This window comes from Bradyrhizobium jicamae, from assembly GCF_018130695.1.
GTDB lineage: Bacteria > Pseudomonadota > Alphaproteobacteria > Rhizobiales > Xanthobacteraceae > Bradyrhizobium > Bradyrhizobium jicamae_B.
The window spans coordinates 1-18,873 of the sequence record NZ_JAFCJX010000058.1 but is presented as its reverse complement, the minus strand read 5'-3'; the positions used below and the strand labels follow the sequence as shown (position 1 = coordinate 18,873).

Below are 18,873 nucleotides of genomic sequence, written 5' to 3'. Positions count from 1 at the left end.
TGCGCATCGGGCTCGAAGCCTTCCAAGCCATCAAATTTGGCGCCACTCTGGGGCTCCGCGATGTGTGAATCGAACAGCCCGCAAGCGGGAGAGGGAGAAGGGTGCGCTGCGGCACGACGTCCTCATCCCGGGAACCGGCCGTTCATCGGCCGTACAGGTTGGCGGCGCTCAAATGACCGCCCGCGGTGGTGCGGGGCGCAAGTTTGAAAGCAATCTCATGGGGATGGTCCGCCTGATCAGGGCGTGGATGATCGCGTTCGCCGTGTTGGCGGCCGTGGCCTTGCCGCGCGCAGCGTCGGCGCAGACCGCCTTCGACCGCCCCGGCGGCGACTATTCGAGCGGCCCGGTGGCCTCGGGCGACCCGGCCGATTGCGCGCTGACCTGCGAGCGCGACCGCCGCTGCCGCGCCTGGAGCTTCAACTATCCGACCGACGTCAGTGCCGGCGCGGTGTGCTGGCTGAAGAACACGGTGCCGACGCGCGTGCCGAACAGTTGCTGCGTGTCCGGCGTCCGCGGCGCCGGCGTGGTCGAGCCCCGCAACAGCGCCATCGAAACCTCGATCGATCGCTTCGGCGGCGACTACAAGAATTTCGAGTTGAAGAGCGACGACGGCGACGAGGCCTGCCACGCCGCCTGCACCGCCGACAACAAATGCCGCGCCTGGACCTATGCACGGCCGGGCTATGCGGGGCGGGATGCGCACTGCTTCCTGAAGAAGGACATCAAGCCGCCGCGGCGGAAGGCGGGGTTCACGTCGGGTGTGGTGCGGTGACGCGCGTTGCTCTCTCCAATCGTCGTCCCGGCCTTCGCCGGGACGACAAATTTAATGTGCGGCCACCAGCGTAACCTCCGGCCACAGCGCCTTCCATCGCGCCGCCTTCGTCGCGTAATTCACGGGTGAAAAATTCGCCGTGATGTTCGGCCGCACGATCATCTCGGCGACGTCATCGAACCCGTTCGGCGCATACACCTCATATCCCTGCGCGTTGCGGCGAATGCCGATCCGCGTCGTGGTCGAAAGAAACCGATCGATGCCGTCGGTCGAACTCGCCAACGCGGGATAGGGCAGGCCGTGCTTCTCGCCATACCAGAGATGCACCCGCGCCTGGTTGCGCGCTTCGATCTTGAGGCCGAGATGCGCAAGCCGCGCCTGCAGCGCGCGGATCACGGCGTCCTCGGCTTCCCAGGATGTGTCGGGGTCGAAGTAGAAGACGTCGTAATCGCTGATGCCGTAATCGATGGGGCGATCGGTCAGCACATTCCATGCGGATTGCACCAGGCAGCCCGAGACGAGCCAGGCATCGGGCAATGCCATCGCGAACAATTCGTCGATGATCGCGCGATTGGCGGGATTGCGCAGTGTCGCGGCGAGGAAGTCATCCTGGGTCATGAAGCTGAATTGTAGGGTGGGCAAAGGAGCGCAGCGACGTGCCCACCATCGCGAGCACGCCGTGGATGGTGGGCACGCTTCGCTTTGCCCACCCTACATTTCCCTGTCGAATTCCTTCACCGCCTTCGACGCCAGCGTGCGCCAGTGGCGGCGCCCGCTTACTTCACCGACGTAAAGAACCTTGCCAGCCGGAAGCCGGACAGCCAGGTCCACATCGGCTGGCTGCGCACGCCCATGTCCCAGGAGCCGACCACCGCATCGGCGCGACCGATCAGATTGTCGATCGGCAACAGCCCGACGCCGCCGTCACGCACGGAGACGCGGCTGTCGGCGGAGTTGTCGCGGTTATCGCCGAGCACGAACAGCTTGCCGGGCGGCACGGTGACCTCCGGCGTGTTGTCGAGCCGGCCGTTGTCGCGCATCTTGAAGATGGCGTGGCTGACGCCGTTCGGCAGCGTCTCGATATATTTGTAGGCCTCCTCGCCGCCGCCCATGTCGTCCTCGGCAAAGCCGGTGCCGTCGGGCTTCAGCGCAGCCGGATGATCGTTGATGAAGAGCTGGCCCTGCCGCATCTGGATGCGGTCGCCGGGCAGGCCGACCACGCGCTTGACCCAGGCCTGCGAGCGGTCGCCCGGCCAGCGGAACACGACGACGTCGCCGCGCTTCGGTGTCTCGCCGAACACGCGGCCGGTCTCCGGCAGCGTGATCTGGATCGGCAGCGAGGCGGCGCCATAGCCATAGGGGAATTTCGAGGCGACCAGCGCGTCGCCGATCAAAAGCGTCGGCTCCATCGAGCCGGAGGGCACGTAGAACGGCTCGGCGATCGCGCCCTTGGCGAGGAACACCACCGCGACGATCGCGACCAGCTGCGCGGCCTGTCCGCGCCAGCTCGTGGTCGGTTTGGTCGGCTTCGTCGCCGCCACCTCTGTACCCTCAGCCACTAGCCCGTACCTCCGACCGTAATCCGTTCCATCCGCAGCGTCGGCTGGCCGACGCCGACCGGCACGCCCTGGCCGTTCTTGCCGCAGGTGCCGATTCCCGTATCCAGCGATAGATCGTTCCCGATCATGGTTATTCTATGCAGATCGGTCGGCCCGTTGCCTATCAGCATGGCGCCCTTGAGCGGCGCGCCGAGCTTGCCGTTCTCGATCTTGTAGGCCTCGGTGCACTGGAACACGTATTTGCCCGAGGTGATGTCGACCTGCCCGCCGCCGAAATTCGCGGCATAGACGCCGTTCTTCACCGACGCCAGGATTTCCGCGGGATCTCGGTCGCCCGACAGCATGTAGGTGTTGGTCATGCGCGGCATCGGCACATGGGCATAGCTCTGCCGGCGGCCGTTGCCGGTCGGCTTCATGTTCATCAGACGCGCGTTCTGCCGGTCCTGCATGTAGCCGACCAGGATGCCGTCCTCGATCAGCACGGTGCGGTTGGTCGGCGTGCCCTCGTCGTCGATCGACAGCGAGCCTCTTCGAGACGCCATGGTGCCGTCGTCGACCACGGTGACGCCCTTGGCCGCGACCCGCTGGCCCATCAGGCCTGCAAACGCCGAGGTCTGCTTGCGGTTGAAATCGCCCTCGAGCCCGTGGCCGACGGCCTCATGCAGCATCACGCCGGGCCAGCCGGCGCCGAGCACCACGTCCATCTCGCCGGCAGGCGCCGGGATCGATTCGAGATTGACCAGCGCCTCGCGCAGCGCGCCGTCGGCGGCATCGCGCCAGGCCTTGGTTTCGATGAAGCGCGCATAGCCCTCGCGGCCGCCATAACCCTTGCTGCCGCTCTCCTGCCGGTCGCCTTGCCCTGCGACCACGGAGATGTTGACCCGCACCAGCGGGCGGATGTCGCGATAGCTCTCGCCATCCGGGCGGAGGATTTCCACCACCTGCCAGGTCGCTGTCAGGCTCGCCGACACCTGCCGCACCCGCGGATCCTTGTCGCGGACGTAAGCGTCGATCTCGGCCAGCAGCTTCACCTTGGCCTCGAACGCCGGCCCATCCAGCGGATTCTCGTCGCCATAGAGCTTCACATTCGTATGCGCCGGCGCGGCCGCAAACGTCCCCGCATAGCCGCCCCGCACGGCAGCCACCGCATCCGCCGCGCGGATCAGCGCCGGAATGGAAACATCGGACGAGTGCGCATAGCCGACCGCATCATCCTTCACCGCGCGCAAGCCAAACCCCTGGCTGGTGTCATAGGTCGCCTGCTTCAGCCGCCCATTGTCGAACACCAGCGCCTCGGTCTGCCCATACTCCAGGAACAGTTCGCCATCATCGGCCCCCGCAAGCCCCCGCGACACCTCGCGGCGGACGGCATCACGGTCAAGATTGGCGCGGTCGAGCAGGGAGGTTGTGGGGAGATTGGTCATTAAATGGCGTCCATTGTTCGTGGATTCGATCCAAGATAGTGGTTTATCGGCGGTTCCGCGAGGGGCGGAATTGACACGTTGGCGAGACCGCAGCCGTGATCGAAATCATCCCGATCCGCGAAGATCATGTCGAGAGCTTTCACTGCGCCCTTGACACCGTCTCGCGCGAACGCCGCTACCTCGCCTTTCTCGAAGCTCCGCCGATCGACTCGACGCGCGCCTTCGTTCTCGACAACATCAAAAACGGCTATCCGCAATTCGTCGCGCTCTCCGCGGGCGAGGTCGTCGGCTGGTGCGACGTGGTTCGCAAGGCGCGGCCGGTCCACGCGCATGGTGGCGTGCTTGGGATCGCCCTGCTGCCGGCGTTCCGGGGGCAGGGGCTTGGCGAGCGGCTGATGCTCACGACTCTCGCGGCCGCGAAGGCGTTTGGATTCCGGCGGGTCGAGCTGACGGTGCGGCACGACAATGCCAATGCGATCGCGCTGTATGAGAAGGTCGGGTTTGAAGTCGAGGGCTGCCAGCGCGGGGCGGTTCAGGTCGACGGCGTGCTCCACGATGTCGTGATGATGGGCCTGCTGTTCTGAAACATCAGCGTGCGGCCGCGTCGCGCCCCAACGCGGCAGCACGGCGGAAACAAGGCCTGATTGGCAGTGCCGGTCCTCAAGATAAGGTCGCCGTAACGAGAGCGATCAAGGCGGCAAAGACACCAAGTGGAATGAGGTGCGAAAAGTCGCGATGGCGTAGAACAGTCAAGACTGCAGCCGCGATGATGACAGCCCCAAGCGCAAGGCCGATCATGCGACTGGCAGGGAGCGCGATCAGGGCCGCGCACATGATTTCCAGTCCGCCAGTCAAAAAGTGCCACCAGCGCGGGTAGCCCCATCGCGCGAAATCACTGCGCGTCCCTTGTGTGCCGATCGCGTTGAAGACGCCCGCGCCGAAGAATCCGGCAGCGAGCACCCAGAGGGAGAGTGCACCAATCATGTCAGGCCACACCCATCATCATGGGGATGGCCGCCAGGACCATCGCCACCGCCGTGAGGCCGTGCACGCCGAAAGCGGTCCTGGCGGAGCCTTTGGCCGCAAGAACGAGCAGCATGTCGCCGACGGGGATGACGGTTTCGACGAGCAGAATAAGGCCGACGGCGTAGGGGACGCCCCACGCGATGAACGCCAGCAGGGTCAGCCCCGACGCGATGTCGCGCACGCCCTTCAAGCGAAGCCACCAGGCGATATTGGTGCCGTCTTCAGGAAGCGGCAGGCCGAAACTGCGTGTCGCGGTTCTTGGTGTCGCGACATACAGGATGCCGATCACGATGATCGCGACAGCCACGAGCGCCGCCGTCCCGAGCGTAAGCCAAACCATTTGCAGTCTCCGATGTAGCCAAATGAGGAAATCTAGCGTTGCTAGGAAAATTAACTAGCATTGCCAGATCATCAAGCATTGGTATGATCACAGATGCGTGGGCTTCCGGAATCGAGGGAGATCGAGGGGTGGGGATTGCCGAGCGGAAAGGCAGGGAGCGGGCCGAGCGCGAGCATCGCATTATCGCGGCGGCGCGCGTGATCGCCGAGCGCGAAGGATGGGATGCCGTGACTGTCCGCCGCCTTGCCGATGAAATCGAATATAGCCAGCCGGTGCTCTACTCACATTTCGAGAACCGGGATGCGATTGTTGCAGCCGTTGCGGTCGAGGGCTTTCAGGAACTCACGGTCGCGTTACGCAAAGCGGCAAGCGGATCGAACGGACGACGCAACGCGCTGAAGAATGTCGCCTTGGCCTATCTCGCCTTTGCGCACAGTCGTCCCGCACTCTACGAGGCGATGTTTGTCCGCCCGACGGCCTTGCGGTTCGCCGAAGCCGGAACAAGGCCGGAGTTGCGGGCCGGCTTCGACGCACTTTCAGACGTCGTGGCGCCGTTTTGCGCCGATGTCGCGCTCGTGACGGAAACGTTTTGGGCAGCCCTTCATGGGCTCGTCGAACTCGAACGTTCAGGCCGAACGCGACCGAGTGCACGCGGTGAGCGCATCGCACTTGTGGTTCGGGCGATCGTCGCGTCCCGAAACAACTCACGTCATTCAGATGAATGACCTGCACGTCGTCCGACGCGCCTTTGATATATGAGGGTGGCAGCGCCTCTCACGGCAACTTATCATACCCCTCGCCAAGCCCGTTCAGGCTGAGCGGGAAGCCGATCCCCTCTTCCGGGGTCTCGAATATGATGAAGGTCGCGGTCTTCGCCGTCTTGAGCTGCCCGAGCAGCTTGTCGTCCATCACGACCTCGGCGACGCAGCCGTTGGGCAGGCAGCGGACGAATCCGGCGCGGCCGACGTCCTGGTTGTCCAGTTTCAGCCCGAGGCCGGAGGGCAGCAGCACGCCCAAGGGCGCCACCACACGCATCAGGCGGCTCTTCTGGTCGGCGGTCTTCAGCACGATCACGGTCAGGCCGGCGTTGGAACGGTCCTCGGCGACCACGCTCTGGATCAGCGCGCATTGCTCGGATTGGGCGCCGGGCGGGGTGTCGCAGCGGATCTGCCAGTCGCCATGGACCGAGCGGACCGCGCCTTGCGCGTTCGCCGCCTGGGGCAAGGCAAGCATAAAGGCCAGCATCGCGGCGAGAATCAGGGCCGCGGCACTGAGATAGCCAGCCAATACCTTCCGTCCTGCCAGACTCTGTGAAGCGCCCATCCGGGTCGATCCTTTGACGTGTGGTCCAAAATCGTGAGGTTCAGCGCAGCCGTCCGCCCGGCTGCCGGCAGCACGCACTCCGTCGACTGATACTGCAATGACGGCGCCTTGAAGGCGATCCTCGGCCTGCATCCGGCATCGGCTCAACACTGGCCGCGCCGAATCAGGTTCCTGTGGAGCGCCCCACCTGTGGGTACATCCGGCAATCCCGCTGTCAAGCCGGCGCGACCACGGCGACGTCCACTTTGGCCTGATTTTGCTGGAAAAATCACACCTGCCAGTTTCCTCGCCACCGCATGGGCTTCGGGCCCACTATCGCATTGCGAGACCCTGCGAATTATGGTTTGAGAGGCTGGATTTCGACGCGTTCTAGCAATCTGGCCCCCGTGTCCCCGGAATAAACTCCGATCAGGTCACGTCTTGGCAGGCCGCTTGTCAGGGCGGATCGTGCTGCATTCGGGCCGCCCGGCTTGAATGCATTGGGGAATAATCAAGGGAGCGCGAGCGGCATGAGGATGTCGAAGGGCCTGTTTGGCCGGCATTTGCTGGGATTGGCGATGGTGGGCGCGGTGCTGGCCATCGGTGGCACGGCTCATGCGGAAGTGGGCCAGCCCGCGCCGTGGGAATACACGCTGCAGGAATCCGCCAGCGAGGTGATGGATTTCATCCGCACCTTCCACAATTGGCTGCTCGCCATCATCACCGTCGTCACGCTGTTCGTGCTGGCGCTTTTGGTCATCGTGGTGGTCAAGTTCAACGCCAAGGCCAACCCGGTCCCCTCCAAGACCACGCACAACACGCTGATCGAGGTGGCCTGGACGCTGATTCCGGTGCTGATCCTGGTCGCGATCTCGATTCCCTCCTTCAAGCTGCTGTTCCTCGAACTGGACGTGCCGAAGCCGGACCTGACCGTGAAGGCCACCGGCAAGCAGTGGTATTGGAGCTACGCCTATCCGGATAACGGCAAGTTCGAGTTCGACTCGCTGATGGACAAGGACAAGCAGCCCCGCCTGCTCGGCGTCGACAACGAGATGGTCGTGCCGGTCAACAAGGTGATCCGGGTCCAGACCACCGGCGCCGACGTGATCCATGCGTTTGCGCTCCCCGCTTTCGGCGTCAAGATCGACGCGATCCCGGGCCGTCTCAACGAGACCTGGTTCAAGGCGACCAAGACCGGCATGTTCTACGGCCAGTGCTCGGAACTGTGCGGCAAGGACCATGCGTTCATGCCGATCGCGATCCGGGTGGTCAGCGACCAGGAATTCGCAAGCTGGGTCGAGGGCGCGAAGAAGAAGTTCGCGACCAATCCTTCGAACTCCTACGCATCGGCGGGACAAGCCGCGCAGTAAGGTTGCTGGCCTCGGTCTGAGGCCAATAGCATTTTGCGCGATCGAACAAGGGCGACGGGGCCGAAAGGCCTGAGGGACTGCAGGTTAGGATTTGGAACATGGCAACAGGCGCAGCGACACACGGCGATCATGCCCACGACGATCACGCCCACCATCCGACCGGATGGAAGCGTTACGTCTATTCGACGAACCACAAGGACATCGGCACGATGTACCTGATCTTCGCCGTGATCGCGGGCGTCATCGGTGCGGCGATGTCGATCGCGATCCGCGTCGAGCTGATGTATCCGGGCGTCCAGATCTTCCACGAAACGCACACCTATAATGTGTTCGTGACCTCGCACGGCCTGATCATGATCTTCTTCATGGTGATGCCCGCGATGATCGGCGGCTTCGGCAACTGGTTCGTGCCGCTGATGATCGGTGCGCCGGACATGGCGTTCCCGCGCATGAACAACATCTCGTTCTGGCTGCTGCCGGCCTCCTTCGCGCTGCTGCTGCTGTCGACCTTCGTCGAGGGCGAGCCGGGCGCCAACGGCGTCGGCGCCGGCTGGACCATGTACGCACCGCTGTCGACCTCGGGCCATCCGGGCCCGGCGGTGGACTTCGCGATTCTCTCGCTCCATCTGGCGGGTGCCTCGTCGATCCTCGGCGCCATCAACTTCATCACCACGATCTTCAACATGCGCGCGCCGGGCATGACCCTGCACAAGATGCCGCTGTTCGTCTGGTCGATCCTGGTGACGGTGTTCCTGCTGCTGCTGTCGCTGCCGGTCCTCGCCGGTGCGATCACGATGCTGCTCACCGACCGTAACTTCGGCACCACCTTCTTCGCGGCCGATGGCGGCGGCGATCCAGTGCTGTTCCAGCATCTGTTCTGGTTCTTCGGCCACCCCGAAGTGTACATCCTGATCCTGCCCGGCTTCGGCATGATCAGCCAGATCGTTTCGACCTTCTCGCGCAAGCCCGTATTCGGCTATCTCGGCATGGCCTACGCCATGGTCGCGATCGGCGGCATCGGCTTCGTGGTCTGGGCGCACCACATGTACACCGTCGGCATGTCCTCGGCGACGCAGGCCTACTTCGTGGCTGCGACCATGGTCATCGCGGTTCCGACCGGCGTAAAAATCTTCTCCTGGATCGCCACGATGTGGGGCGGCTCGATCGAGTTCCGCGCGCCGATGATCTGGGCGATCGGCTTCATCTTCCTGTTCACGGTCGGTGGCGTCACCGGCGTCGTGCTGGCGAACGCCGGCGTCGACCGCGTGCTGCAGGAGACCTATTACGTCGTCGCGCACTTCCACTACGTGCTGTCGCTCGGCGCCGTGTTCGCGATCTTCGCCGGCTGGTACTACTGGTTCCCGAAGATGTCGGGCTACATGTACAACGAGACGCTCGCCAAGGCGCACTTCTGGTTCACCTTCGTCGGCGTCAATCTGGTGTTCTTCCCGCAGCACTTCCTCGGCCTGTCGGGCATGCCGCGCCGCTATGTCGACTATCCCGACGCGTTCGCGGGCTGGAACCTGATCTCCTCGCTCGGCTCCTACATCTCCGGCTTCGGCGTGCTGATCTTCCTGTACTGCGTGTTCGATGCCTTCATGAAGAAGGTGCCGGCCGCGGACAATCCGTGGGGTGCGGGCGCCACCACGCTGGAGTGGACGCTGTCGTCGCCGCCGCCCTTCCACCAGTTCGAAGTGCTGCCGCGCGTGCAGTAATTCCAAACGTCGCGCGGCGCACCTCGGGTGCGCCGCGCTTTTAACGAAGCGAGATTTGTCTTGTCGGTTGTCGATCACAACGCCATCGAGTTGCCCCGGATCTCCGAGGCGGAAGTGGGCGATTACATCGCGCTCCTGAAGCCGCGGGTGATGTCGCTGGTGGTCTTCACCGCGCTGGTCGGCCTGATGATCGCGCCGGTTCATGTCCATCCGGTGCTCGCGATCACCTCGATCCTCTGCATCGCGGTCGGCGCCGGCGCCTCCGGCGCGCTCAACATGGCCTATGAGGCCGACGTCGACGCGCTGATGTCGCGTACCGCCAATCGCCCGATCCCGCGCGGCAAGATCACGCCGGGCGAGGCCACCGCATTCGGCCTGACGCTCGCCTTCTTCTCGGTGATGACGCTCGGCATCCTCGTCAACTGGGTCGCCGGCGCGCTGCTCGCCTTCACCATCTTCTTCTATGCCGTGATCTATACGATGCTCCTGAAGCGCTGGACCGCGCAGAACATCGTGATCGGCGGCGCCGCCGGCGCGCTGCCGCCGGTGGTGGCATGGGCTGCGGCGACCGGTTCGCTGTCGGTCGAGCCGATCCTCTTGTTCCTCATCATCTTCTTCTGGACCCCGCCGCACTTCTGGGCGCTGGCGCTGTTCCGCAGCGACGACTATGCCCGCGCCGGCATTCCGATGCTGCCCGTCGTCGCCGGTCCCGACGCGACGCGACTGCAGATCCTGCTCTACACCATCGTGCTGGTCGCGATCGCGCTGTCGCCCTGGCCGCTCGGCTATTTCTCCGCGATCTACGGCGTCACCTCGGCGGTCGCTGGCGCCGGCATGATGTGGCTCGCCGTCGACGTCTATCGCCGCCGCGAGGGCGTCGAGGCCAACCGCGCCACCCGCCGTTTGTTTGCGTTTTCGATCCTCTATCTGTTCGCGCTGTTCGCCGTCCTCCTCGCCGAGGTCGTGGTTCGCGCGATCGCGCCGCTCTTGATCGGCTAGCGGGGCGCGAGGGGCGGATGGGGGCGCAGGGACTACGAATGGACGACAAACAGGAACAGCAGGGCATCGTGCTAACCGAGGCGCAGCTGAAGAGCCGCCGCCAGCGCTCGATCGCGATCGCGCTCGCGCTCGGCGTCATGGTCGTGCTGTTCTTCGCGGTCACCCTGGTCAAGGGTCCCGCCGTTCTCGTGCGGCCGATGTAAGGGAGCAGGCAGCGGGATGTCGAACCAACCGACCACGCAGGGCACCAACGAGGCGAGCCGCAAGGCGGCGCGTCGCGGCCTGACGCGTGATGCGGTGGTCGCCTCGATCTGCGGCTTCGTCGTGGTGCTGATGGTTGGCGCGTCCTACGCCGCCGTGCCGTTCTACAACTGGTTCTGCCGCACCACTGGCTTCAATGGCACCACGCAGGTCGCAACCTCGGCGCCGACGGTTGCGCCGCTCGAGCGCACCATTACCGTCTCCTTCGATTCCAACGTTGCACCCGGGCTGCCCTGGAAGTTCGAGCCGGAGCAGAACCACATCGATGTCAAGATCGGCCAGGTCGTCACCGTCTACTACACCGTGACCAACCAGTCGGCGCGCACCACAACGGGCCAGGCCGCCTACAACGTCGCGCCGCTGACCGTCGGCTCCTATTTCCAGAAGCTCAACTGCTTCTGCTTCACCGAGCAGACCATGGCCCCGGGCGAGAAGCGCGAGATGGCGGTCGTGTTCTATGTCGATCCGCAGCTCGCCAAGGACAGCGAGAACGACACGCTGAAGACCATCACCCTGTCCTACACCTTCTTCCCCGTGCGCGATCCGGCTCCGAAGCCGGTTGCAGCAGGGGAGCAGGAGCAGCGCAAGGGCAATCTGTAATACGCGCAGGATCCGCTGGGGATCGTGCGCGAGAGACGAGACTGAAGAGACGAATACGTGCCTGACGGCACGCGAATGGAGAGACGGCAATGGCTGAGGCGCAAGTCAAGCATCACGACTATCATCTCGTCGACCCGAGCCCGTGGCCGGTGGTCGGCTCGATCTCGGCCTTCATCATGGCGGTCGGCGCAATCGGCTGGATGCATCACATGTATTCGGCCGCTCCGATCGTGTTCGGCATCGGCACCGTCGGCGTGCTCTACACCATGGCGAGCTGGTGGGCGGACGTGATCAAGGAAGCCCAGTACAAGGGCGACCACACCCGCGTCGTGCAGCTGCACCACCGCTACGGCATGATCCTGTTCATCGCCTCCGAGGTGATGTTCTTCGTCGCCTGGTTCTGGGCCTTCTTCAATTCCGCGCTGTTCCCGGCCGACGCCGTCCACGCCACCCGCGACGCCGTGTTCGGCTGCGGCGCCGGCACCCAGATGGGCGCCTGCGCCGTCCCCGGCACCTGGCCGCCGAAGGGCATCGAGACCTTCGATCCCTGGCATCTGCCGCTGCTCAACACGCTGCTGCTGCTGACCTCGGGCACCACCGTTACCTGGGCGCACCACGCGCTGCTCGAGGACGACCGCCAGGGCCTGAAATACGGCCTGATCCTCACCGTCGTGCTCGGCGCCTGCTTCACCTGCGTGCAGGCCTATGAGTACGCCCATGCGACGTTCTCGTTCGGCGGCAACGTCTACGGCGCGACCTTCTTCATGGCGACCGGCTTCCACGGCTTCCACGTGCTGGTCGGCACCATCTTCCTGCTGGTCTGCTTGTTCCGCGCCTATGCCGGCCACTTCACGCCGAAGCAGCACCTCGGCTTCGAGTTCGCCGCCTGGTACTGGCACTTCGTCGACGTGGTCTGGCTGTTCCTGTTCGTCTGCATCTACGTCTGGGGCCGCGGCGCCGAGGCGATGGCGCACGCCGCGCACTAGCGGCATTTGACGTGCTAAAGAGAGGGCGGCCATCAAGGCCGCCCTTTTTGTTTTCCTTCTCCCCTTGTGGGAGAAGGTGGCGCGAAGCGCCGGATGAGGGGTATCTCTCCACAAATGAACTCGTGGAGAGATACCCCTCACCCGGCTTCGCTTCGCGAAGCCACCCTCTCCCACAGGGGGAGAGGGTAAGGAGCGATATGCAGGACGATCAACCCCTTCCCACCGTGACCGAAAGCGCGCTGCGCGGCATCGCGTGCCGATGTCCGCGCTGCGGCAAGGGCAAGCTTTATGCAGGCTTCCTCAATCTGGCGCCGCGCTGCGAGTCCTGCGGGCTCGATTACGCCTTCATCGATGCCGGCGATGGTCCGGCGATCTTCATCATCATGCTGGCGGGTGCGATCGTGGTGGCCTCGGCGCTGATCGTCGAGGTGAAGTACGCGCCGCCGTTCTGGGTGCATGCCGTGCTGTGGCTGCCGCTGATTGCGGCGACCACGCTGCTGCCGCTGCGCTCGATGAAGTCGCTGTTGATCGCGCTGCAATTCCACCACAAGGCGGCGCCAGGCCGGCTGATCGACCGCGAGCCGAAATGACTGACACGACCTCCCGCGGGCGCAGCATCGCCGGCTTCGGCGTTTTCACGCTCATCCTCGTCGTTTCCTTTGTCGGCCTCGGCCTTTGGCAATTGCAGCGCCGCGTCGACAAGCACGCGCTGATCGCAGCGCTCGACGCCCGGCTCGCCAAGCCGCCGCAGGCGCTGGCGCTGCCGTCGGGCTGGAGCGCGCTGACATCGGCCAAGGACGAATTCCAGCGCGTCACGTTGACCGCGACCTACGCCCCGTCCCCGGATGCGATGGTCTACTCGTCCGGCTCCGCGGTGCGCGCCGATGTCACCGGCCCTGGCACCTGGGCCTTCCTGCCGGCAAAGCTCGCGAGCGGCGAGACGATCGTGATCAACGCGGGCTTCGTGCAGAACACGATGCAGGACCGCGCCTTCGAGGATCGCGTGGTCGGCCGCCTCGTCACCGGCCAGCCGGTCGAACTCACCGGCTACATCCGCTTCCCCGAACGCGCCGGCAAGCTGACGCCGGCGGAGAACGTGCCGAAACGGCTATGGTTCGTCCGCGATCACCGCGCGATGGCGGCGGCGCTCGGCTGGGGTGACGTCGCGCCGTTCTACATCGATCTCGAAGCGCCGGTGCCGGAGAGCGGTATTCCGAAACCCGGCCCCCTGCAGGTGCATCTGAAAGACGACCACATGCAATACGCCATCACCTGGTTCTCGCTGGCGGGGGCTCTGGTGATTGCGTTCGGGCTGTGGTGGCGGAGCCAGCGTCAGAAGGCTGGCTAAGCTGGATTCTTGCAGATTTTACAGCAATGCTGTATATTACAGTAATGCTGGAGTTCTCCATATGACCGAATTCTCGACCAGCGACCTCTCCCGGAAGTCGGGAGATATCATCGCCGAAGCCCTGCGCCGGCCCGTGACAATCACGCAGCGGAACAAGCCGCGTCTGGTGTTGCTGAGCATTGAGGACTATCGCCGGCTTGTGACGAAGGCCGATACACGGACGGTTGGTCGTCTGGAAACTATGTCCGACGAGCTGTTCGACGAGGTCAAGGCAGCGGTCGCTGCCTATGAGCAAGAGAGCGACGAGACGTGAGTCTCGATGATCTGCAGTCCGGCTGCGTGATCCGCTATCCCTTCCTGTGGGGTCGGGAGTCCGACCACGGCGAGACTGAAGGACGCAAATCTCGACCTGTGGCCGTCGGCGTGCGGCTCGCCCGACCAAGAGGCGAAGACGTGCTTCTGCTCTTTCCAATCACGAGCCAAGCGCCGTCAGCCGAACGCTTCGCTATGGAAATTCCCGAGATGGAGAAGCGTCGCGCCGGGCTCGATGTCATGTTGCGACTCTGGATCATCCTCGACGAATTTATTCAGGACATCGTCGGCCAATCATTCTATCTCGAACCAGGGCCGCCACTTGGCCGATTCAGCAAAGCCTTCTTCCTGCCGCTCATGAAGAAGTTCATCGCCCGGCGCGCTGACGCGCGCGGTATTAACCGTCAGCGTTGAACCTCGATAATCAATCAACGTCGCGCCTGAGTTGTTCCCGTAGGAACCTTCATCGGCTAGACTGGTTCTGGTTCCACCCTGCGCAACCGGTCATTCAGTGTCCATTCACGGCGATCGCACGATACCGCCCACCGGCTCCGCACTGCAGGGCCGATCTCCGCACATCAGAGACGCGGCGGCCGTGTCTGAAGACTTCGATCAGATTGCGATCATCGTTGACTGGCTGGATGCGTGTCGGGCGCGCAATCTCGATGCGCTGACCGAGCTGTACGCGGCCGACGCACAGCTGCAATGCCAATGCAGTGGGGCGATCATCTGCGAGGGTCGCGAAGCGCTACTCGCCTACTGGGCGCCGCGCCTCGATGCGCTGGTGCCGACCGCATTCGGGCTCGAGGAGATCTCGCCGACCGCGGACGGCGTCACGCTCGATTACCGCAGCTTCGAGGCCAAGCCGGTCCGCGTGTTCTTTGCCTTTGCGGCCGACGGCAAGATCCAGTGCATGCGCTGCGGCCCGATCGGCGGCGCCGCTGCCTAACTCTGACCATCGCGTCCGATCGCGTAGGCACGGTACTCGATCATCCCACTGATATCGCTGATCGACGCCACGCTATCGGCATCCATCGTCACACCATCGCAGCGATCGTCGATTGCCACTTTTTCCCATTCATAAATCGGGAACAAGTGGCAATATCAGGTGTTGTTGTGGCGTTGAGGATGGAGGAGGACAATGCGCGTGACTTTGCCGCGTCCGGTACCCGCAATCGTCGCCATCAGCGGCGCCGGCACTCTGATCGGTCACGGGCATTGAGCGGCCCGGTGCGAGAGGCTGATTTGACCCCCGCGATCAAGCCTCTCGCCCGGTAGCCTCACTCTCCCGATTTTCCGCCATCGGCAGCCGGCAGCGCACCGCGGTCCGCCCGTGCTCACGCGTCAGCTCCAGTGTCCCGCTCAGCGCCCGCACGCGCTCCTGCATGCCGGTCAGGCCGCGTCCAAAGCGCTCATCGGCGGGAAAGCCGATTCCGTCGTCGGAGATCTCGACCACCAGCTGCCCGCCGGCCACGATCGCCTTGATGTCCATGGCGCTCGCATTGGCGTGGCGCAGCACGTTGGTCACGCCCTCCTGGATCATCCGATAGACCGTCAGCGACAGCGGCCCGTCACTCGCATCGAGCGCCGCACTGATCTCGGCCGTGACCTTCAGATCGGGCGCCTGCGCCCGGACGGTCTGCAGCAGGGTCCCGATGCTGTTCGAAAGCCCGAGCTCCTGGATATAGAGCGGCCGCAGCCGGTCGAGAATCCTGCGGTTGGCCTGCTGCAGCGCCTCGACCGAGCCGAGGATGTTCTCGGCTGCCGTCGTCAGCGCGGCATGGTCTGCCGGCACGGTCTCCATCATCGCGATCGTGTTGGCGCGGATGCCGAACAGCAGCGGGCCGAGCTCGTCGTGCAGCTCGCGCGCCACGTCGCGCCGCTCGTCATCCTGCAGCGAGACGATCCGGCGCAGCAGGCCGCGATTGTCAAGGCTCAGCCGCCCGAGCGTCTGCGCCAGCGCATTGGCTTCCTCGCTGGAGTGCCGGATCTCCGGCGGCCCGCTCACGGCAATGAGCTGTTCATAGTCGCCCATCCGCATCCGCGTCAGGCCGTCGCCGAGATTGCGCAGCGGAGTCAGCGCGCCGCCCGCCGCAACCGTGGCGATCAGCGCGGTCAGCAGCATCATGATGGTGCCCGCCAGGGTCACGCCGAGAAAGCTGACCCATTTCTCGAAAATGTCGGCCGAAATGTCCGGCGCGTACACGATGTCGCCGGCGCGCTCGCCCTTGATCATGATCGGAAAGGCCGCGCCGATGTCCTCGGTCTTCAGCAGGCCGACGAACCAGGCGGGCACCGGTCCGGGCGAGGCGCGCACCGGGACGGGCGACTGTGTGCCGTCGGCCGGCCGGAACTGGATCTCCTCGGATGTGCCGAGCGCCCTGACAAACGCGTCCAGCGTCGCTCCCGGGTCGGGCGATGCCTCGAGCGCGCCGTTGAGCGCCGCCGCGACCTGCCCGGCGGAGCGCGTTTCCGGCGCGTTCTCCTCGGCCAATTGGGCCGGCGCGAAGAAATAAAGCGCAACACTTCCGAACAGCAGCGCAGCGACGAACATCACGCCGAGCGGCAGAAAAAGGCGCGCACGAAGCGACAGTCGTGTCCACATTTGGGCTATTCTAGCTCCGGTGTCGGGAGTTTTACTTTTCCAGGCACAACCGGGGACCTATTCTGCGTGTTGGGAATATCATGCAAGATACGGCAAAATCGACCACCAGGGTATTGATCGTCGATGACCATCCGGTGGTCCTGTCGGGCTGCCGCGCGCTGTTCGCCTCCGACGCCTCGGTCAGGATCGATGAGGCCAGCGACGCCAAATCCGGCCATCGCGCCTTTCTCGCCAAGAAGCCCGACGTGGTGCTGATCGACATCAAGCTGCCCGACGTCTCCGGCTTCGAGCTGATGCGTCGGATCCGCAAGGACGATCCGGACGCCAGGATCATCATGTTCAGCATGAACGACGATCCCGCCTTCGTGGTGCGCGCGGTCGAGATGGGCGCGCAGGGCTATGTCTCCAAGGGCGACGACCCCCGCATCCTGATGAAGGCGGTGCGCAAGGTCGCCGCCGGTGACAACTTCATCTCGCCGCAACTGGCCGAGGCCGTGACCTTCTCCGGCGCCGCGATCAAGGCCAATCCGGCCTCGCAGGTCTCGGCGCGGGAGCTTGAGATCCTGCGGCTGCTCGGCCGCGGCGACAAGATCGTCGAGGTCGCGAAGGCCCTCGACATCTCCTACAAGACCGTCGCCAACACCACCTCGCTGCTCAAGCAGAAGCTCGGCGCCAAGAACCATTCGGATCTGATCCGCATTGCCGTGGAGATGGGCCTCGACTGAGGCCGGGTGCAAGCACATGACAGCTGAATGGCCGCGCTCTGACGGAGCGCGGCCATTTCGTCTTCGAGGATGCGTGGGTCGCCGAGGCGATGGGGTGGCGACCGTGCTTTCGGAAATCAGTACCGGTAATGGTGACGGTGGCGACGCCAGCCATAATGGTGGCCGCGGCCGCGATACCAGCCATAGTGATGGCCGCGATTGCCGTGCCAGCCGCGATGGCCGTGACCGTGGCCATGACCGCCCCTGACCTGGATCACGCCGTCATTGTCGGCCGTCAGCGGCGCCATTCCGAGCCGCGCCGATGCGGATGCGGTGAGACCCAGCGTCGCGACCAGCGCCACGACGATCAAACAGATGCGTTTCATGAATTGTCCTCCCGGCGCAGGATTGCGGCCGCTGTCACAATGATTAGCAGAAGGGATTGTTCCTTCGTTGAAACCCGCGCTGCCGAATTTGCCCGGAGCGTGGCCTACCAGCCACCGAAGATGAAGGGCTGACGATTGGCGAACATGTCGTAGCTGGCGATGCGCCTCGCATCATCGCGCCTGGCTTCCCGATGGGGCCGCGGCCGCCGTCGTTCGGCGGCGCGCTTGGGTGGTGCGGGTGCTGCCTGTTCGACCGGTGCAGCCGGCTCCGCCATCGCCATCGCGTCCGTTGGCGGCTTGGCGTCCTGCAGGGATGTTTCCGACGGCGCTTCGGCCGCCACCGTCGCCGGCGTTGGCGGCACGATCGTCGGCCGGCTGGTGTCGAACACCACAGCGTCGGGCCCGCGGCGCCGGGAATGGATCAGGATGGTCGGGTGCTCGTTGCTCGCTTCCTCGGGCGTCGCCGTCACTGTCGGCATCGACCAGTCGGCGAGGAACAGCAGTGCCAGCAGCACGCCGCCCATGATGAGGAAGTATCGACCGATGGGCATGCGTCACCGCCCCTGTTTGCAGAAGCGGAAACGGCGGAGCGTGCTGTTCGTTCCATGCAATCGCCAGCGCCGCGCCAGCCTCGAGCGTTTCATTCGCCGGCGCTGGCCAGGCCGGAAGCCGCAAGGGGGAGGGAACCCTTCGGCGGGTCATCCCTCACATGCCAGCGCTCCCGCTGACATTAGACCGCTGATTTGCCCGACGGCGCAAGGTCGTCAGGCAAAAATAATGTGCTTTACACGAACTTCCGATTATGCTAACAATATGCCCGTCTCACCCGACACGAGGGGCGCTCGCGAACGCCACGAACGTGGGTGACGATGCGGTGGCCGCCGAGCGTGCGACAGGCGTGTGTGTGCAAGGCGGACGGCGAAGTCGTGTGGGCCTGCCGCCCCGATGTTGGTGGCAAGCCCGTGATTGGTCCAAAGCCGATCGCGGATGATGGTGGCACAAAAGCAGAGTCTCACCAGGGCGAGCACGTATAAGCCGTAAAGCCATCGCGCAGGGAAGGCCGGATGCCTCCGCCGAACCTGTATGCTCGTGCGCGCACTCTTTTGTGCACATTGCGCACGGGACCGCGGGTGCGGCGTGCACCCGGTCTTCCCTGCGCCCTCG

Annotated in this window: 25 protein-coding genes; 15 read left to right on the top strand and 10 right to left on the bottom strand. The window is 64.6% G+C overall.

Annotated elements, in window-relative coordinates; all coding sequences use genetic code 11:
- Nucleotides 1–247 precede the first annotated feature (247 nt).
- Complete coding sequence (locus tag JQ604_RS41065; protein ID WP_212366473.1) at nt 248–772, top strand: PAN domain-containing protein; 525 nt, start codon at nt 248–250, stop codon at nt 770–772.
- A gap of 51 nt (nt 773–823) precedes the next feature.
- On the opposite strand, the gene JQ604_RS41060 is transcribed toward JQ604_RS41065, so the two are convergent.
- From JQ604_RS41060 to tldD, 3 genes are all read right to left on the bottom strand, one after another.
- Complete coding sequence (locus tag JQ604_RS41060) at nt 824–1,390, bottom strand: nucleotidyltransferase family protein (protein WP_212366470.1); 567 nt, start codon at nt 1,388–1,390, stop codon at nt 824–826.
- Nucleotides 1,391–1,548: 158 nt separating this feature from the next.
- The gene (gene lepB / locus JQ604_RS41055) at nt 1,549–2,331 is read right to left on the bottom strand and encodes a signal peptidase I (protein ID WP_433996338.1); all 783 of its coding nucleotides are present in this window, start codon (nt 2,329–2,331) and stop codon (nt 1,549–1,551) included.
- Nucleotides 2,331–3,755 (bottom strand): metalloprotease TldD, encoded by a 1,425-nt coding sequence (tldD, locus tag JQ604_RS41050; protein ID WP_212366469.1) that lies wholly within the window; start codon nt 3,753–3,755, stop codon nt 2,331–2,333. The genes lepB and tldD overlap by 1 nt, the downstream gene beginning before the upstream one ends.
- A gap of 95 nt (nt 3,756–3,850) precedes the next feature.
- Between tldD and JQ604_RS41045 the strand changes: the two genes are divergently transcribed.
- A complete protein-coding gene (locus JQ604_RS41045) occupies nt 3,851–4,339 on the top strand; it encodes a GNAT family N-acetyltransferase (RefSeq protein ID WP_212366468.1) in 489 nt (162 codons plus the stop codon).
- Nucleotides 4,340–4,415: 76 nt separating this feature from the next.
- On the opposite strand, the gene JQ604_RS41040 is transcribed toward JQ604_RS41045, so the two are convergent.
- Nucleotides 4,416–4,739, bottom strand: coding sequence for a DoxX family protein (locus JQ604_RS41040; protein ID WP_212366467.1), 324 nt, complete (start codon nt 4,737–4,739; stop codon nt 4,416–4,418).
- 1 nt (nt 4,740) lies between these two features.
- A complete protein-coding gene (locus JQ604_RS41035) occupies nt 4,741–5,121 on the bottom strand; it encodes a DUF4267 domain-containing protein (protein ID WP_212366466.1) in 381 nt (126 codons plus the stop codon).
- 128 nt (nt 5,122–5,249) lie between these two features.
- On the opposite strand from JQ604_RS41035, the gene JQ604_RS41030 reads away from it, so the two are divergent.
- On the top strand, nt 5,250–5,846 hold the full coding sequence (locus JQ604_RS41030; RefSeq protein ID WP_212366465.1) for a TetR/AcrR family transcriptional regulator: 597 nt from the start codon (nt 5,250–5,252) through the stop codon (nt 5,844–5,846).
- Between the two features lie 49 nt (nt 5,847–5,895).
- Here JQ604_RS41030 and JQ604_RS41025 read toward each other — a convergent pair whose 3' ends face one another.
- Entirely contained in the window at nt 5,896–6,444 is a 549-nt protein-coding gene (locus JQ604_RS41025; protein WP_212366464.1) for an invasion associated locus B family protein, read from the bottom strand.
- 509 nt (nt 6,445–6,953) lie between these two features.
- Between JQ604_RS41025 and coxB the strand changes: the two genes are divergently transcribed.
- The 11 genes from coxB to JQ604_RS40970 all read left to right on the top strand — a co-directional run bounded on the left by coxB (nt 6,954) and on the right by JQ604_RS40970 (nt 14,963).
- Nucleotides 6,954–7,793: a cytochrome c oxidase subunit II gene (gene coxB / locus JQ604_RS41020; RefSeq protein ID WP_212366463.1), complete on the top strand. Its 840-nt coding sequence runs from the start codon at nt 6,954–6,956 to the stop codon at nt 7,791–7,793.
- Between the two features lie 98 nt (nt 7,794–7,891).
- Entirely contained in the window at nt 7,892–9,508 is a 1,617-nt protein-coding gene (gene ctaD, locus JQ604_RS41015; RefSeq protein WP_212366462.1) for a cytochrome c oxidase subunit I, read from the top strand.
- Between the two features lie 60 nt (nt 9,509–9,568).
- A complete protein-coding gene (locus JQ604_RS41010; RefSeq protein ID WP_212366461.1) occupies nt 9,569–10,507 on the top strand; it encodes a heme o synthase in 939 nt (312 codons plus the stop codon).
- Nucleotides 10,508–10,545: 38 nt separating this feature from the next.
- Nucleotides 10,546–10,710, top strand: a complete 165-nt coding sequence (locus JQ604_RS41005) for a CoxF protein (RefSeq protein WP_212366460.1) — start codon at nt 10,546–10,548, stop codon at nt 10,708–10,710.
- A 16-nt stretch (nt 10,711–10,726) separates the two neighbouring features.
- The gene (locus tag JQ604_RS41000) at nt 10,727–11,368 is read left to right on the top strand and encodes a cytochrome c oxidase assembly protein (RefSeq protein ID WP_212366459.1); all 642 of its coding nucleotides are present in this window, start codon (nt 10,727–10,729) and stop codon (nt 11,366–11,368) included.
- 89 nt (nt 11,369–11,457) lie between these two features.
- Nucleotides 11,458–12,354, top strand: a complete 897-nt coding sequence (locus tag JQ604_RS40995; protein WP_212366458.1) for a cytochrome c oxidase subunit 3 — start codon at nt 11,458–11,460, stop codon at nt 12,352–12,354.
- A 197-nt stretch (nt 12,355–12,551) separates the two neighbouring features.
- Entirely contained in the window at nt 12,552–12,944 is a 393-nt protein-coding gene (locus JQ604_RS40990; RefSeq protein WP_212366457.1) for a DUF983 domain-containing protein, read from the top strand.
- Nucleotides 12,941–13,702 (top strand): SURF1 family protein, encoded by a 762-nt coding sequence (locus JQ604_RS40985; protein WP_212366456.1) that lies wholly within the window; start codon nt 12,941–12,943, stop codon nt 13,700–13,702. Before JQ604_RS40990 ends, JQ604_RS40985 begins: the two co-directional genes overlap by 4 nt.
- Nucleotides 13,703–13,763: 61 nt before the next feature.
- Complete coding sequence (locus JQ604_RS40980) at nt 13,764–14,015, top strand: type II toxin-antitoxin system Phd/YefM family antitoxin (protein ID WP_212366455.1); 252 nt, start codon at nt 13,764–13,766, stop codon at nt 14,013–14,015.
- Nucleotides 14,012–14,428 (top strand): hypothetical protein, encoded by a 417-nt coding sequence (locus tag JQ604_RS40975; protein ID WP_212366454.1) that lies wholly within the window; start codon nt 14,012–14,014, stop codon nt 14,426–14,428. Before JQ604_RS40980 ends, JQ604_RS40975 begins: the two co-directional genes overlap by 4 nt.
- Nucleotides 14,429–14,609: 181 nt before the next feature.
- Nucleotides 14,610–14,963: a nuclear transport factor 2 family protein gene (locus JQ604_RS40970; protein ID WP_349631192.1), complete on the top strand. Its 354-nt coding sequence runs from the start codon at nt 14,610–14,612 to the stop codon at nt 14,961–14,963.
- Here the strand turns inward: JQ604_RS40970 and JQ604_RS40965 are convergent.
- Both JQ604_RS40965 and JQ604_RS40960 read right to left on the bottom strand, forming a co-directional pair.
- Complete coding sequence (locus JQ604_RS40965) at nt 14,960–15,109, bottom strand: hypothetical protein (RefSeq protein ID WP_212366453.1); 150 nt, start codon at nt 15,107–15,109, stop codon at nt 14,960–14,962. The two genes, JQ604_RS40970 and JQ604_RS40965, sit on opposite strands and share 4 nt — an antisense overlap.
- Before the next feature lie 163 nt (nt 15,110–15,272).
- On the bottom strand, nt 15,273–16,619 hold the full coding sequence (locus tag JQ604_RS40960; protein ID WP_212366452.1) for a histidine kinase: 1,347 nt from the start codon (nt 16,617–16,619) through the stop codon (nt 15,273–15,275).
- Nucleotides 16,620–16,699: 80 nt separating this feature from the next.
- Between JQ604_RS40960 and JQ604_RS40955 the strand changes: the two genes are divergently transcribed.
- Nucleotides 16,700–17,344 (top strand): response regulator transcription factor, encoded by a 645-nt coding sequence (locus tag JQ604_RS40955; RefSeq protein WP_212366451.1) that lies wholly within the window; start codon nt 16,700–16,702, stop codon nt 17,342–17,344.
- A gap of 116 nt (nt 17,345–17,460) precedes the next feature.
- Here JQ604_RS40955 and JQ604_RS40950 read toward each other — a convergent pair whose 3' ends face one another.
- Nucleotides 17,461–17,709: a hypothetical protein gene (locus JQ604_RS40950; protein WP_212366450.1), complete on the bottom strand. Its 249-nt coding sequence runs from the start codon at nt 17,707–17,709 to the stop codon at nt 17,461–17,463.
- A 104-nt stretch (nt 17,710–17,813) separates the two neighbouring features.
- A complete protein-coding gene (locus tag JQ604_RS40945) occupies nt 17,814–18,260 on the bottom strand; it encodes a hypothetical protein (protein WP_212366449.1) in 447 nt (148 codons plus the stop codon).
- Nucleotides 18,261–18,873 lie beyond the last annotated feature (613 nt).